The sequence below is a fragment of the Clostridium sp. AF28-12 genome (assembly GCF_003435225.1).
In the GTDB taxonomy this organism is placed as follows: domain Bacteria; phylum Bacillota; class Clostridia; order Lachnospirales; family Lachnospiraceae; genus Pilosibacter; species Pilosibacter fragilis.
This window is the reverse complement of record NZ_QWGJ01000014.1, coordinates 2,801-15,614: the sequence shown is the minus strand read 5'-3', so window position 1 is coordinate 15,614 and position 12,814 is coordinate 2,801. Positions and strand designations below refer to the sequence as shown.

The 12,814-nt window shown below is 48.7% G+C and carries 15 protein-coding genes and 2 pseudogenes; 4 read left to right on the top strand and 13 right to left on the bottom strand.

All coding sequences use genetic code 11. The features are described 5' to 3' along the window. The first annotated feature begins 639 nt into the window (after positions 1-639). The 4 genes and pseudogenes from DWY93_RS17520 to DWY93_RS11935 form a co-directional block, all read left to right on the top strand. Entirely contained in the window at positions 640-822 is a 183-nt protein-coding gene (locus DWY93_RS17520) for a hypothetical protein (RefSeq protein ID WP_242985277.1), read from the top strand. 48 nt (positions 823-870) lie between these two features. Then, positions 871-954, top strand: a complete 84-nt coding sequence (locus DWY93_RS11950; protein ID WP_001814874.1) for a 23S rRNA methyltransferase attenuation leader peptide — start codon at positions 871-873, stop codon at positions 952-954. Between the two features lie 124 nt (positions 955-1,078). After that, positions 1,079-1,816: a 23S rRNA (adenine(2058)-N(6))-methyltransferase Erm(B) gene (gene erm(B) / locus DWY93_RS11945; protein WP_001038795.1), complete on the top strand. Its 738-nt coding sequence runs from the start codon at positions 1,079-1,081 to the stop codon at positions 1,814-1,816. 169 nt (positions 1,817-1,985) lie between these two features. Further along, a pseudogene (locus DWY93_RS11935) lies at positions 1,986-2,168 on the top strand (topoisomerase DNA-binding C4 zinc finger domain-containing protein); the annotation flags it as partial. A gap of 70 nt (positions 2,169-2,238) precedes the next feature. Here DWY93_RS11935 and DWY93_RS11930 read toward each other — a convergent pair. The 13 genes and pseudogenes from DWY93_RS11930 to DWY93_RS11865 all read right to left on the bottom strand — a co-directional run bounded on the left by DWY93_RS11930 (position 2,239) and on the right by DWY93_RS11865 (position 12,685). Continuing rightward, entirely contained in the window at positions 2,239-3,837 is a 1,599-nt protein-coding gene (locus tag DWY93_RS11930; protein WP_165852602.1) for an IS66 family transposase, read from the bottom strand. A 69-nt stretch (positions 3,838-3,906) separates the two neighbouring features. Beyond that, on the bottom strand, positions 3,907-4,263 hold the full coding sequence (tnpB, locus tag DWY93_RS11925; RefSeq protein WP_117472324.1) for an IS66 family insertion sequence element accessory protein TnpB: 357 nt from the start codon (positions 4,261-4,263) through the stop codon (positions 3,907-3,909). Further along, complete coding sequence (locus DWY93_RS11920) at positions 4,257-4,601, bottom strand: hypothetical protein (protein ID WP_117472322.1); 345 nt, start codon at positions 4,599-4,601, stop codon at positions 4,257-4,259. The genes tnpB and DWY93_RS11920 overlap by 7 nt, the downstream gene beginning before the upstream one ends. Before the next feature lie 54 nt (positions 4,602-4,655). Then, on the bottom strand, positions 4,656-4,970 hold the full coding sequence (locus DWY93_RS11915; protein ID WP_117472319.1) for a DUF6061 family protein: 315 nt from the start codon (positions 4,968-4,970) through the stop codon (positions 4,656-4,658). 88 nt (positions 4,971-5,058) lie between these two features. Next, positions 5,059-5,382: pseudogene (locus DWY93_RS11910) on the bottom strand (DNA topoisomerase III); the annotation flags it as partial. Beyond that, on the bottom strand, positions 5,354-6,061 hold the full coding sequence (locus DWY93_RS11905; RefSeq protein WP_002589131.1) for a hypothetical protein: 708 nt from the start codon (positions 6,059-6,061) through the stop codon (positions 5,354-5,356). The pseudogene DWY93_RS11910 and the gene DWY93_RS11905, both read right to left, overlap by 29 nt. 150 nt (positions 6,062-6,211) lie before the next feature. After that, complete coding sequence (locus tag DWY93_RS11895) at positions 6,212-6,964, bottom strand: DUF4366 domain-containing protein (protein ID WP_117472317.1); 753 nt, start codon at positions 6,962-6,964, stop codon at positions 6,212-6,214. Then, complete coding sequence (locus tag DWY93_RS11890) at positions 6,954-7,205, bottom strand: DUF4315 family protein (protein ID WP_054355274.1); 252 nt, start codon at positions 7,203-7,205, stop codon at positions 6,954-6,956. The genes DWY93_RS11895 and DWY93_RS11890 overlap by 11 nt, the downstream gene beginning before the upstream one ends. A 29-nt stretch (positions 7,206-7,234) precedes the next feature. After that, the gene (locus tag DWY93_RS11885; protein ID WP_117472315.1) at positions 7,235-8,944 is read right to left on the bottom strand and encodes a CHAP domain-containing protein; all 1,710 of its coding nucleotides are present in this window, start codon (positions 8,942-8,944) and stop codon (positions 7,235-7,237) included. Then, the gene (locus DWY93_RS11880) at positions 8,937-9,311 is read right to left on the bottom strand and encodes a DUF3851 family protein (protein ID WP_002569211.1); all 375 of its coding nucleotides are present in this window, start codon (positions 9,309-9,311) and stop codon (positions 8,937-8,939) included. Before DWY93_RS11880 ends, DWY93_RS11885 begins: the two co-directional genes overlap by 8 nt. A 2-nt stretch (positions 9,312-9,313) precedes the next feature. Continuing rightward, positions 9,314-11,713, bottom strand: a complete 2,400-nt coding sequence (locus tag DWY93_RS11875; RefSeq protein ID WP_006059580.1) for a VirB4-like conjugal transfer ATPase, CD1110 family — start codon at positions 11,711-11,713, stop codon at positions 9,314-9,316. Then, positions 11,670-12,125, bottom strand: coding sequence for a PrgI family protein (locus tag DWY93_RS11870; protein WP_002589059.1), 456 nt, complete (start codon positions 12,123-12,125; stop codon positions 11,670-11,672). The genes DWY93_RS11875 and DWY93_RS11870 overlap by 44 nt, the downstream gene beginning before the upstream one ends. A gap of 14 nt (positions 12,126-12,139) precedes the next feature. Beyond that, positions 12,140-12,685 (bottom strand): MT-A70 family methyltransferase, encoded by a 546-nt coding sequence (locus tag DWY93_RS11865; protein WP_002589060.1) that lies wholly within the window; start codon positions 12,683-12,685, stop codon positions 12,140-12,142. Positions 12,686-12,814 lie beyond the last annotated feature (129 nt).

Genomic DNA, 12,814 nt, shown 5'->3' with positions numbered 1-12,814 from the left:
CTTCTAATAGAAACCGTCAAGGCTGAAATGAATGGGCTGACGCCCGGCCTTGACCGTTCCCCGCCGCCCCGCTGGATGGGTGGACAAGGTGGCCAATCCCTAAAAGTGTTTGGCCGCACTCGTTCATTTTGGGGCCTTTCTTCTCCCAAAATTGAAATGGGCGGGAAAGCCCTAAAATGGCTTTCCCGCCTTGATTACCCATTAGCAAAGACGGGCGAAACTGTCAACGGCGGCGCTGAAAGCGCCGTTCATCTTGACCGTTGACTGGCTCGCCTGGCTTTGCTACTGCCCGTAAGAGATGGAAAAACAAGATGGAAAACAAGGTTAAAAATGGTTGACAAGTCTATCGGATGTGTGTTATACTGTGCGACAGTTTGAGATTGGAAGGAGGCTTACGTGTGTTAATTTGTGTACGCTAATAAGCAATAAAAAGTAGAAGTACCTTTCCACATGATGGTGGGCTTTTTTTGCGTGCGTATGCAAAGGAACACGTAGGTTTGACACGAGCAGTCTTTGAACTGTATCGTGGTGTTTTTTCGTGCTTTGTTGTTATGCAGGCGTCTGCCCTCTCTGTGGGACAACGCCTGCTTTTTATTGCAGAAACAAAGGAACAATGCAATAAAAAAGGAGGTTCGCATTATGACCCAAAACAACAATTCATGGAGAAAAACTTATTTTACACTTCTTGCCGGACAAGCAATATCCTTTATTAGCAGCGGTATTTTGGGAAACGTAAAAGAAGTTATGGAAATAAGACTTAGAAGCAAACTTAAGAGTGTGTTGATAGTGCATTATCTTAAAATTTTGTATAATAGGAATTGAAGTTAAATTAGATGCTAAAAATTTGTAATTAAGAAGGAGGGATTCGTCATGTTGGTATTCCAAATGCGTAATGTAGATAAAACATCTACTGTTTTGAAACAGACTAAAAACAGTGATTACGCAGATAAATAAATACGTTAGATTAATTCCTACCAGTGACTAATCTTATGACTTTTTAAACAGATAACTAAAATTACAAACAAATCGTTTAACTTCTGTATTTGTTTATAGATGTAATCACTTCAGGAGAGATTACATGAACAAAAATATAAAATATTCTCAAAACTTTTTAACGAGTGAAAAAGTACTCAACCAAATAATAAAACAATTGAATTTAAAAGAAACCGATACCGTTTACGAAATTGGAACAGGTAAAGGGCATTTAACGACGAAACTGGCTAAAATAAGTAAACAGGTAACGTCTATTGAATTAGACAGTCATCTATTCAACTTATCGTCAGAAAAATTAAAACTGAATACTCGTGTCACTTTAATTCACCAAGATATTCTACAGTTTCAATTCCCTAACAAACAGAGGTATAAAATTGTTGGGAATATTCCTTACCATTTAAGCACACAAATTATTAAAAAAGTGGTTTTTGAAAGCCGTGCGTCTGACATCTATCTGATTGTTGAAGAAGGATTCTACAAGCGTACCTTGGATATTCACCGAACACTAGGGTTGCTCTTGCACACTCAAGTCTCGATTCAGCAATTGCTTAAGCTGCCAGCGGAATGCTTTCATCCTAAACCAAAAGTAAACAGTGTCTTAATAAAACTTACCCGCCATACCACAGATGTTCCAGATAAATATTGGAAGCTATATACGTACTTTGTTTCAAAATGGGTCAATCGAGAATATCGTCAACTGTTTACTAAAAATCAGTTTCATCAAGCAATGAAACACGCCAAAGTAAACAATTTAAGTACCATTACTTATGAGCAAGTATTGTCTATTTTTAATAGTTATCTATTATTTAACGGGAGGAAATAATTCTATGAGTCGCTTTTTTAAATTTGGAAAGTTACACGTTACTAAAGGGAATGGAGATAAATTATTAGATATACTACTGACAGCTTCCAAGAAGCTAAAGAGGTCCCTAGCGCCTACGGGGAATTTGTATCGATAAGGGGTACAAATTCCCACTAAGCGCTCGGGACCCCTTGTAGGAAAATGTCCTAAGTGTGGCAACAATATTGTATTAAAAAAATCGTTTTATGGTTGTTCAAATTATCCTGAATGTAAGTTTACTTTAGCTGAACATTTTAGAAAGAAAAAACTAACCAAAACGAATGTAAAAGAATTACTGGAGGGAAAAGAAACCCTGGTAAAAGGAATCAAAAACGTAACCGTCAAATCTCCCGGCGCATAAAAAAGCATCTCTGGCTTAGCAACCGCAGCTGGGCCAGAGATGTTCATTCTTTTGGTATTCTGCATTCCTGGGGTGCACTGGCAGGCAAGAGTTGTTCGGCCCAAGCCTCGTCCATCTGGCTCATAGCGGGAGCATTCCGCAGAACCCAGAGCAAGTAACGGTACGGATCTAATCCGTTTTCTTTCGCTGTCTCAATCAGGCTGTAGATCACACTGCTGGACTGTGCGCCGCCCGGTGTATTGGCAAACAGCCAATTCTTGCGGCCCATAACAAAAGGCTTTATGCTGCGTTCAGCACGGTTGTTGCTCAGTTCCAGCCGCCCATCCTCCAGATAACGGATCAGGTATGGCCACTGCTCCAGCAGATAGTGCAGCGCCCTACCCAGAGCGGACTTTGGTGCCGCCTTGCCGCTGGCCGCATTTGCCCACGCCAATAGAGCGTCCAGAACCGGTTTTTCCTGTTCCAGCCGCTTAGCATGTCGTTCTTCTGGTGTCAGTTCTGCGAAAGACTTTTCCAACTGGAACAGCCTTGAGCAGTAGCACTCGCCGGCCGCTGCCAGAGAATCTTTTCGCTTTTCCTGCAGTAGCGTCTGCAGCGCCTCATCAAATTTTCGCCGCGCGTGGGCCCAGCAGCCAACCACCCGGATATTCTCCGGCAGCCTGTGGTAACCATGGTATCCATCCGCATGGAGCCAGCCGGAGAAGCCCTTTAAGAACTCCTCCGCGTGCTCTGCCTTCCGGTTCGGCTGGTATTCATACAGGACAATCGGATGCTCCGTACAGCCGCTGGTCCTGTACAGCCACATGTAGGACTTGCTGGTCGCCGCCTTCCCGGGTTCTTTCAGTACCTGCAGCGTCGTCTCATCGCCATGGAGAACTTTCTCCCTGCAGAGCTGCCGGTGCAGCACCTCGTAGATGGGCTGCAGCCAGGTATCAGAGACATTCAGCAGCCAGTTGGACATGGTCTGCCGGGAGAGCTTCAATCCCTGGCGGTGAAACTCCTGCTCCAGCCGGTACAGCGGGGAATACATCACAAACTTCTGTACCGCAATATGCGCTACCGCCTCCGCGGAAGCATAGCTGCCGGGCAGCAGCGCAGGCTCCTTCGGTGTTTTCAGGATGTTGGCCTCGCCGCTGTCCTGCTCGCACTTCCTGCAGGCGTAGGTATAGTAGACATCCTCTCGAATCCAGAACCGGGCAGGCTCCATTTGCAGGCTCCGGCGGACCTCTTTGCCGATCTCCTCCATTTTGCTGCCGCAGGCGGAGCAGATCAGCTCTTCTTCGCTCAGACGGTGCTCCACCACTTCAGTGGGTGTGCCCTCCGGAACGATCTCGGTCACGCTGCCGGACTGCTTCTTGCGCGCATGGGCTTTCACGGCAACCTGCTCCGGCGTAGCGGATTTGGTGCCATAGGCGTAGGCTTCAAGCTCATTGAAGCTTAGCGAAAGCTGATCCATCAGGCCCTCCTGCAACTTCTCGGAGGAGGAGCCGAATTGCCGCTTTTTCGCAAGACCCAACTGCTCCAGAAGCCATTGGTTCTGGAGCTTGAGTTCAGTGAGCTGAGTTTGCTGAGATTCATATTCCGCGCGTGAAATGGTCACCATTTCAGCGTTACTTGTGGCAATTCTCTTCTCGTTTTCCATGTGAAAATTATACCACAAAAAGTGTCAAAAAGCCAGTGTTTTCGATGCTTTTCGGAAATTTAATCTGCCTTATATTATGCTCAGCCCAGATACTGGGCGGTGGGCTTTTGGCTGCTCGATCTGTAAGCCTTCCATCAGCCAGCGGTACTGCTGCGGCGTTAGTGACCGTACTTCAGATTCACTTCTCGGCCACTGGTATGCACCCTGTTCCAGCCGCTTGTAGAGCAGAATAAACCCGTCCTTTTCCCAGTATAGTCCCTTGATCCGGTCTCTGCGCCGCCCACAGAACAGGAACAGCGTGTTGGTGAACGGATCCAATTCAAACTGCTGCTGCACCATCCGGGCCAAACCGTCTATGCCTTTACGCAGATCGGTATAGCCACAGGCGATATAGACCCGATCCGCTCCGGAAAAATCGTTCAGCATGGCCGCAGCGCCTCGACCAGGGCTTTCAGCAGGTCCGGACTCAGCTCTTGATAGAAGTCAATGCTGCTATTGCCGATCCGCAGCGTGGCGGAACATTCTGAAACGTTCCGATCCTGCTGTTTCGGTGCTGGTAACTCTGCAAACGCAGGTGCCCCGGGGAATTCCGGTGCCGCATCTGCGATGGACAGCACTTCCCGTTCCCAACGATAGTATGTAGATGGTGTGATTCCTCTTTGCTTGCACCACTGCCGTACCGGAAGACCGCTGCTTCTGCAATTCTGAATCGCTGCCACCCATTTCTGTTGTCGTGCCTGGTGCTTTAGCTCTGTTGATGTCATGGTGTCCTCCCTGATGTTAATAGTAGTGGAACGTCGCGAAACGTTCCACTACTATTATCCCATGGGTGTCCATCCGCCGGGAGATTTGACGGTTACTAATATGCCATGGTCACAGCCAAGTGAGAGATAATGCTCAATCTCACCACTCAGCACAAGCTGGACGTACTCTAAGGGCTTGTTATATAGTAGCCAGTCCAGTTCTGCTCGCTGCGCAGGGGTGTTGCCGTATTCGTCCTCAATGGAGATACAATCAATGGAAAGGGTGGTGCCATCTTCAAATCGGGCTTCCACCCGGTTGGTGTCCATGTTGTAGTGGCAGGAAAGCACTTTTTGAGAGTGATTATGGTCGAAATTCTGATTTTGTTTCATTTGAATAGCTCCTTTAATGACTTTGAAATTTGATTTTCAACAAAATGAGGTCTCTTTTTTCTTTTTCTTAAGTCACCTATCCGCACTATCCTGCATCGCAGGCATTTACCACCTCCGTCACATCCGGGGCATTCATCAGCTTTTTGAGAATATCAAACTGCGTTTTCTTATCCTTTCCCACCACCATCTGCCAATGCTCCGGCAGGATGGGCAGGTCATCATATCGCCACTTGGCGTACTTGGGGTCATAGCTGTCTGCATCCGCAAGACCGGCCAGATGGCCCACGCACCAGCTGACACGCCAGCCGTTGCCCTCCAGATACCCGTTCTTACGGGCAGTTGCACCGATCACCGCCGTCAGACTTTGTGCAACCGATGGTTTTTCAGCAATCACCAGCTTCATAATCTTCAACCTCCCATTCATTCTGCCAATTATCAGACAGTTTTTTTGCAATGCTGTGTTCTGAGGCAAGTGTAATGTCATAGCCAAAGCGATAATCATATCGGTACAACCTGCCAATCAAATCATTGATTATGATATTGCAGGCCATAATCACACGCTCTTTATCCACCTGCATCAGTTGATAGCGTTGATAATTGTTGTAATATTCTCGATGTCTGTGGGTTCTGCTGACCGTATCTTCCATCAGACAATCTATGGCATCTTTTTCACCATCTTCTTTGCTGCCCTGTGTATAAGACAACAGTTCCTTAACCATGGGAAAACTTTGTTCATCTACCGTTGCTTCTTCGCTCAAAAAACCGATATAAGCTTTTAGTAACAGGCTAACTGCTGTTTTTTCAGCTTCAGATAAAGCGTTCATGGTCTCCGCTGCATCAGGCAACAGTTCCTTTTCCACAAATTCATCTATCTCACCAGAATAAAGCATTCGGATTGAGTCCACACATAAAGAGCGCTTTTGGGGTGCGGTCTCAATTTCAAAATCATAAAGATCCAAGTCATCGTCCTTCTTTGACTTTTTTTGAACTTTGCTGATAGCAGTGAAAAGAATGTCTCCTCCAAAGTAAATTCCGAAGGCGACCAGATCAAAAATAATCAGAAAGTGTAATAACCAGTTCCATGTGTTCATTGTGAGGTCCTCCTTTCTTTGACCATGTGCTGCTGATTTTGGGTGTGGATTTGCAGTAAGAGAGTGAATAGAGCAGCAGAGGACAGGAATTTCTCCCTGTCCTCTGTCCCTTATCCCGCAATGATTTGAAATACGCTACGCTCAAATAGTTCAATCTGTTCTATCGCTTTCCTCATTAGGATCAGAACCCTCAAAACCATCCTCAAGGACTTCTTCATCCTCGGTTTCCCATTCCTCGGAATCTTCCTCGCCATAATCATAATCGTCCAGGCTGTCATTGCCCTTGGTCTTAGGTTTATTCTTAACGAGCTTCAAGTAGGCAAATACGCCACCGCCGCCAAATAGAGCAAGCAGAAGGATCAGGACAGCCGGGTTCAGTCCGGCAGGCTTCTCTTTTTCCGGCTCCGGTGTTTCTGCCGGAGGTTCCGGTGCTTTGCCCGTACATTTGCTCATATCGGTTGCACAGACCGGGCAGGCCGTATTGACTGTCCCTGTTTCACATTTTGTCGAACAGCTGCACACAGCAGGCGGCTCCTCTTTGGGTTTTCCATCTTCCATCAGTGCCATCAGGTCCGCTTCATCCACCTGGTTCAGAAAGTGAACAGCAGTCTTTTTATCCTCGTTGGCCCTGTCGATCAGGATATAAAAATAGTTGCCCGCCTTGGTGGTAACGGTAATGAGCTGTTTATTGCCCCCGAAATCATCCACCAGAGCGGCGTTGCCATCCGGGGTCAGCGGAGGTGCTTTTTCCGTTTCTTCCACCACCACATTGCTGTCATTGGTGGTATCCTCTGCCGGGGGCGGCGCTGCGCCCTGGGCAAAAGCGGGAACGGTAAAGCCCGATGCCAGCACCAGCGTCAGGCAAAGGGCGGAAAGTGTTCGGAGCAATCGTTTATTCCTCATAGCTGTTTTCCTCCTGTTCGTTGTTGTCATCAGCAAAACTGCCGGGAACTGTGCCTCCGGACAGCATGGCGCTCAGCTGAGCCGGGGTCATACACAGTGCGCGCACCATCTGGACGATCTCCAGATTTTCTGCCTCGGTTTTCTGTACCTCCAGCGCCTTGAGCTTTTCCTGATACTCTGCGATCTTCTCGCGGACCTTTGTAATCTCCTGGTCAATGCGCTCAATTTTGTTCTTTGCCATCGTCTATCACTCCTTCTTAAAAATCTCTGTTACCAGTTCATCAGGCCGTAGCCCTTAATGCTTTGATAATTCAGGTCATAACTTTTAATCTTGCAGGCATCGCCGGAATTTCCCTCCACGGTATAAACACGGCTGCCATCGGTGCCGACAACAATTCCCACATGGTCTGCGGAACCATCCAGATCCCAATCGAAGAAAATGGCATCACCGGGGGCGATGTTTTCATATCCTCGTGCGCCCCACTGTCCATGAGACTGGAACCACGGAACACCCTGAGACTGACAACCAGCAAAGCGTGGTTCCGTTCGACCGGATTGACCATAGCACCATGATACAAAGCAGGCACACCATTCCACACGGGAGTCAAAGCCGTACCAGCTCCAATAAGGTTGTCCTCCCACATTGCCCACCTGACTTTTCGCCAGTTCCACCAGCTGCGGATTGCCGGGGCGGGAGCCATTGATAAATTCAACACCAGTCAAATCTTCAGAAACACCTGTATCGGGAGAACCGCCACCAAATAACAGCGGCTTATTGCCCATAGTCTGTCGGTAGACCTGGTACATCTCCATCTGCTCCGGAGTCAGTAGTTCTGGCGCAAGAGAGGCAATGGAACGGCTTGTTAAAGTTACATGGAGAATACGATATTCATATTCATGCTCATCCCCATCTTCGTCAGTGTAAGTGCGAATCTGAATTTCTTCTCTCAGCGTAAGCTGATACTGTGCATCAAACACACGATCCAGCTCTGCCTGTGCGCTGTGGCGTGTATAGCCTTGCAAGACAGCAGAGAGAACTGCCGCCAGCTCATGGGGGTCATGGCCGATCATACCAAGGTCATAGCGATACTCGTCATACCCTGGGTGGCTGCTTTCTATGTTGTCGATTTCCTCCTGCAACTGGGCTTCTCTGGCTGCATAATCTGCCTCCACCGCCAGCATTTCCGGGTCATCCGACGGATAGGTGGTGCCGGAGAGAACGGAACCGATGCTCTGCGCCATCATGGAGCAGGAGGACATGGTATTCATCAGCATACAGGTAATGAGGAACAAAACCCCTGCCATCAGGAAACCCTTCTTGTGGCGCATGACGAATGCCCCTGCCTGCTGTACCTTTTCTTTTACCGTCCTTGCGGCTTTTCCTGTTTTGGATGCAGCCTGGGCAGTATTTCCAGCAGTCTGACCGGCATGTTTGGCGGCGGCATACTGCTTTTTGATGGCCTGCTTTTGCTGCCAGCGGGAAAGTGGATTGCTGGCAAACTGGGGATTTTCCTGCAAAGATTTCTGGTACAGAACATTTACATTTGCCTTTTCCAGTTGGCGCTCTGCCTGTGCTGCTTTGCGGTACGGCTTCAGCTTGTGGCTGCGATAGCCCTCCCGCACCAGATAAGCGCTGGTCTCCACCGCTTCCTCGGACTTGTGGGCGCTTTCCACGCCCACATTGTCCTGTTCTGTTTCCCGGATCTCTTTGTGGAGCTTGCCCACAACCAGATGGACGGGAGCTTCCTTGACCCCTTGAGAAAGTTTGGAGGGTGGCTTTTTCTTGTCCTCAAAGGTCAGCTTCGAGGTCTTTTTCCCGGTGTCCGGGTCAATGACCGTCTGTCTGACTTTTTTCTTTGGAATATTGGCCTGCGCCTTATCTGCTCTGGCCGTAGCTTTCTCCGTTTTGCGGATCGGCTTTTCCAGTGCAGGGTCAGCCCGTTCCTCATCAGTAAAGCGCAAGCGCGGCTCTTTATTCAAACCAATCACCCATTAGGATAGCATCCATCATGTGGTGCAGCTCCACATAGAGGGCCAAACCTTCCGGATCATATAGCGGATGCACGGTGAGATACGCATGGACTTGCGCCAGAATCTCAGAGAGCATTGTGATAGGTCTGCACCCTACAATGGTTGCTGCACCAGGGGCACACATCATATTCGCCCAAATCGAAAAGAGACGGGCAAGACCAATTTCGCCATCCTCATTCAAGGTTTTGAGTTCTTTGTCAGCGGTACGACACTCAACAACAGCGGAGGCCATTACCGGAAGCAACATGAATTCGTGAGCCTCCAATGCCTCACGGAAAAAAATCATGGTATCAAGTTCGCAAATATTCTGTTTCATAGTTATTCATCCTCCTTTTTCAGTTCCTGGGGTTTGGTGGTCATAATGCGGTAAAGCTCAGTATTCTTCGGGAAGTGGTCAACGAAGGGCAGGATGGTGGAGCCATAGAACAGCAGGCCCTCGCCCTCACCGGAGTGGGTCACATAGCTAAGCTGGTGCGTGGAAATGCCCAGCTGCTTGGCGAGAATCTGACGGTCTCCGCCTGCCTGGTTGAGCATATACACGAAGTCGGAGTTTTCAAAGATGTTCTCCACCTCGCGGCTGCTCAAAAGGTCTTTGACATTCTGGGTGATACCTGTCGGAATACCGCCCCATTTGCGGAATCGCTTCCAGATTTCCACCGTATAAGCGGCGGTCTGCTCCTCCTTCAAAAGCAGGTGCATCTCGTCGATGTAATAACGGGTGGACTTGTGGGCAGCGCGGTTAATGGTAACGCGGTTCCACACCTGATCCTGGACCACCAACATACCGATTTTCTTGAGTTGCTTGCCCAGCTCCTTAATGTCATAGCAGACAATGCGGTTATTGATGTCCACATTGCTCTGGTGATTGAACACATTGAGGGAGCCGGTTACATAGATTTCAAGGGCCGTGGCGATATACTGGGCTTCCTTTTCCTCCTGTGAACGGAGCAGGTTATATAGGTCCTCCAGTATGGGCATATTCTCCGGGCGCGGGTCATTGAGGTAGGTCTGATAGACCAGACGCACACAACGGTCGATGATGGTTTTCTGCACCGGCTGCAATCCGTCCTTACCGCCCACGATCAGCTCACACAAGCTGAGGATAAAGTCAGACTTGAGGGACAGCGGGCTTTCATCATCCGAATAGTCCAGGTTCAGATCCATCGGATTGATGTAGTTGGTTGAGGTAGGCGAGATCTTGATGACCTGCCCATGCAGACGATCCACCAGAGGTGCGTACTCCGCTTCCGGGTCACAGATGATGACATCATCATTGGTAAGCAAAAAGCAGTTGGCAATCTCACGCTTGGCGCTGAAAGACTTACCGGAACCCGGCGTACCCAAAATCAAGCCGTTGGGGTTTTTCAGCAGCTTTCTATCCACCATGATGAGGTTGTTGGACAGGGCATTGATGCCGTAGTACAGGGCTTCCTTGCCGTTCTGGAATAATTCCTGTGTGGTGAATGGTACAAAGATAGCCGTAGAACTGGTGGTCAGCCCTCGCTGAATCTCGATCTGATTGAGTCCCAGGGGCAGACAGCTCATCAGCCCTTCTTCCTGCTGGAAGTCCAGTCTGGTCAGCTGGCAGTTATACTTCTGGGCAATAGAGCCTGCCTGAAAGATGTTGTTGCCAAGCTGACGGGGGGTGTCCGCTGTGTTCAGCACCAAAAAGGAGACCAGGAACATTCTCTCGTTTCGGCTCTGCAAATCCTGCAACAGCTTTTTCGCTTCGCTGCCGTAGGTGGCAAGGTCAGAAGGAATGATGTCCATGTCGTATCCGGCGCGGACTGCTTTTTTCTGTTCCTCAATCTTACTGCGGTCCAGATCGGTAATCTTACGCTTTACCGTTTTGATGGCTTTCACCTGATCCACCGACTGAATGTGCATACTCACAATGAGCGAGCTTTCCATATCCAGAAAATCAGCCAGCAGACGGTCATTCAGCTCTGGGGCTAAAATCTGCAAAAAAGAAACAGCCCCGTATTTCTTGCCCATACGGAACTGCTTGCCGGTGCGGAACTCAAAGGAGCTTGGTGCAATAAAATCTTTCGTGGACAGGCCGGAAGGAGCCAGCCAGTCCCATTCAAACTGAAACGGGAGCTGTTCATCCATGTGGAATACCGCATGAAGCTGGGAAAGCCTTTCCTTACCGTCCAATGTTCTGGCGGCTACACCAAGACGCTTGAAGTTATTGAGTATATCGGTCTCAATACGCTCCAGACGGGGCTTGGCGGCTTTGATGCTGTCAGCGTTGATACCAAAGGTCAGGTATTTGGTCTTGATGAGACCGTTGTTGCCTCTGACCAGCTGATTTTGCAGCATCGTGGTATATTCCTCACGGATACTGTCAAAGGCATCCCCCTGGGGCGGAATGGAAATGGAGTTGGCAAAGGTCTCCTCCGATGCCGCAAGGTTCAAAAAAGACAGCTGGAAGTGAATCGAGCTGTCGAAATAATTGAGGAAATCACACCAGCCCTCAAAGATCGCGGTCTTATCTTCATTTTGGGAGAGCTGATAGTTGATGTCCTGAAACTGAATGGTCTTTGTGTAGTGGCTGTCCGATACGCGGCAGATCCCGTCCGGCCACATTCGTTCATAGGGGATACTGTCCTGTGCCGATTTTCCTTTTTTGTCCGTGCGGTTGGCGCGGGCAATGGCCGCTTCGATCTGCTTCTTATCGGCGCGGGACAGCTTTTTCTTTGTCTTTACCGGATGCACGGTCTTTTCTTCCGGTTTTCCCAGCAGACGGCGCAGCCAGCTTTTCATTGCGGTGAACAATGTCATACACCTCCTTATCGAGCATTTCCTGCCGCTTTAATACGGCATAAAAGTTATTGGTCTGGTAGGGACGCTGCTTGGGACGGATCACAGCTACTTTGAGGATGTTGCCGACGATCTTTTCCAGGGGCTGTCCATGCTTTTCATACATTGCCAGCAGGAAGAAGGGCATCATGACCAGCATCATACACATGGCAGCCATGCTGTTTCCCGCAGGCTCACGGAGCCACAAGAACAGCGGTACACCTACAAGCGCCCCGGCGGTAAAGCAGACCAGCTGCCTTCGTGTCAGATTGAACATGACCTTGGTTTTGACTTTGGTTAAATCTTTGGGTACGGGTACATAAGCCATATTATCCACCTCCTTTATGGGAATGAAATAGAGCTGTCCACTTCATTTCCCCACACATCCCAACCGGGTGTGGATTGACGAGCAAACAGTTCTATGCGCGGGAGATCACCCATCAATGAGACAATGCGTTCTCTGGCTTCCTGCGGTTTTTTTGAATGTTCTTCAATGTGAGAGACAATAACCTGATGAACAGCTGCGTTTATACGCTTGGGATGTCCTTTCGTTGCGAGGATACAAAGTTCCACATTGGAGCGCGTCCAATATCCCATTCCCCAGAACAAGCTATCTGCCTTTCGATTTTGCTTTACCCAAACAAAGCCGACGGTTTTATAGGTAAATCCCCATGCCTTCAGAACTGAGAGACCTTCCAGTAAACATGGAATCGTGACCCATAAAAACAAGGCACAGTCTTTATCCGCCAAGTTGCCTACTGGCAGCGCACAAATATCCTCGATACTCATGGTCGGATAGTGACTTTCTGCACTGCGTCCCAATCCTTTCTTGGAATATACTTTGTAGTTCCATGGCGGGTCTGCGTAAATGATTTGATATTTTTTCATACAGAACCCTCCTTTAGTGCGCCTGAAAGACTGATTTTGCGAGACTGCCGGTTTTGAACAGCGTAAAGCACAGCAGTACGGTGTATCCCACGCAGCTCCAGATTGCCATGATGATGTCATCTTCCAGAG

Excerpts from the sequence above, each read along its gene's own strand:
- DWY93_RS11920 (WP_117472322.1), bottom strand. The coding sequence starts at position 4,601 with ATGACATCAACAGAGCTAAAGCACCAGGCACGACAACAGAAATGGGTG.
- DWY93_RS11950 (WP_001814874.1), top strand. The coding sequence starts at position 871 with ATGTTGGTATTCCAAATGCGTAATGTAGATAAAACATCTACTGTTTTG.
- DWY93_RS17520 (WP_242985277.1), top strand. The coding sequence starts at position 640 with ATGACCCAAAACAACAATTCATGGAGAAAAACTTATTTTACACTTCTT.
- DWY93_RS11870 (WP_002589059.1), bottom strand. The coding sequence starts at position 12,125 with ATGGCTTATGTACCCGTACCCAAAGATTTAACCAAAGTCAAAACCAAG.
- DWY93_RS11930 (WP_165852602.1), bottom strand. The coding sequence starts at position 3,837 with ATGGAAAACGAGAAGAGAATTGCCACAAGTAACGCTGAAATGGTGACC.
- DWY93_RS11895 (WP_117472317.1), bottom strand. The coding sequence starts at position 6,964 with ATGAGGAATAAACGATTGCTCCGAACACTTTCCGCCCTTTGCCTGACG.
- tnpB (WP_117472324.1), bottom strand. The coding sequence starts at position 4,263 with ATGCTGAACGATTTTTCCGGAGCGGATCGGGTCTATATCGCCTGTGGC.
- DWY93_RS11880 (WP_002569211.1), bottom strand. The coding sequence starts at position 9,311 with ATGAAACAGAATATTTGCGAACTTGATACCATGATTTTTTTCCGTGAG.
- DWY93_RS11890 (WP_054355274.1), bottom strand. The coding sequence starts at position 7,205 with ATGGCAAAGAACAAAATTGAGCGCATTGACCAGGAGATTACAAAGGTC.
- DWY93_RS11915 (WP_117472319.1), bottom strand. The coding sequence starts at position 4,970 with ATGAAACAAAATCAGAATTTCGACCATAATCACTCTCAAAAAGTGCTT.
- DWY93_RS11905 (WP_002589131.1), bottom strand. The coding sequence starts at position 6,061 with ATGAACACATGGAACTGGTTATTACACTTTCTGATTATTTTTGATCTG.
- DWY93_RS11865 (WP_002589060.1), bottom strand. The coding sequence starts at position 12,685 with ATGAAAAAATATCAAATCATTTACGCAGACCCGCCATGGAACTACAAA.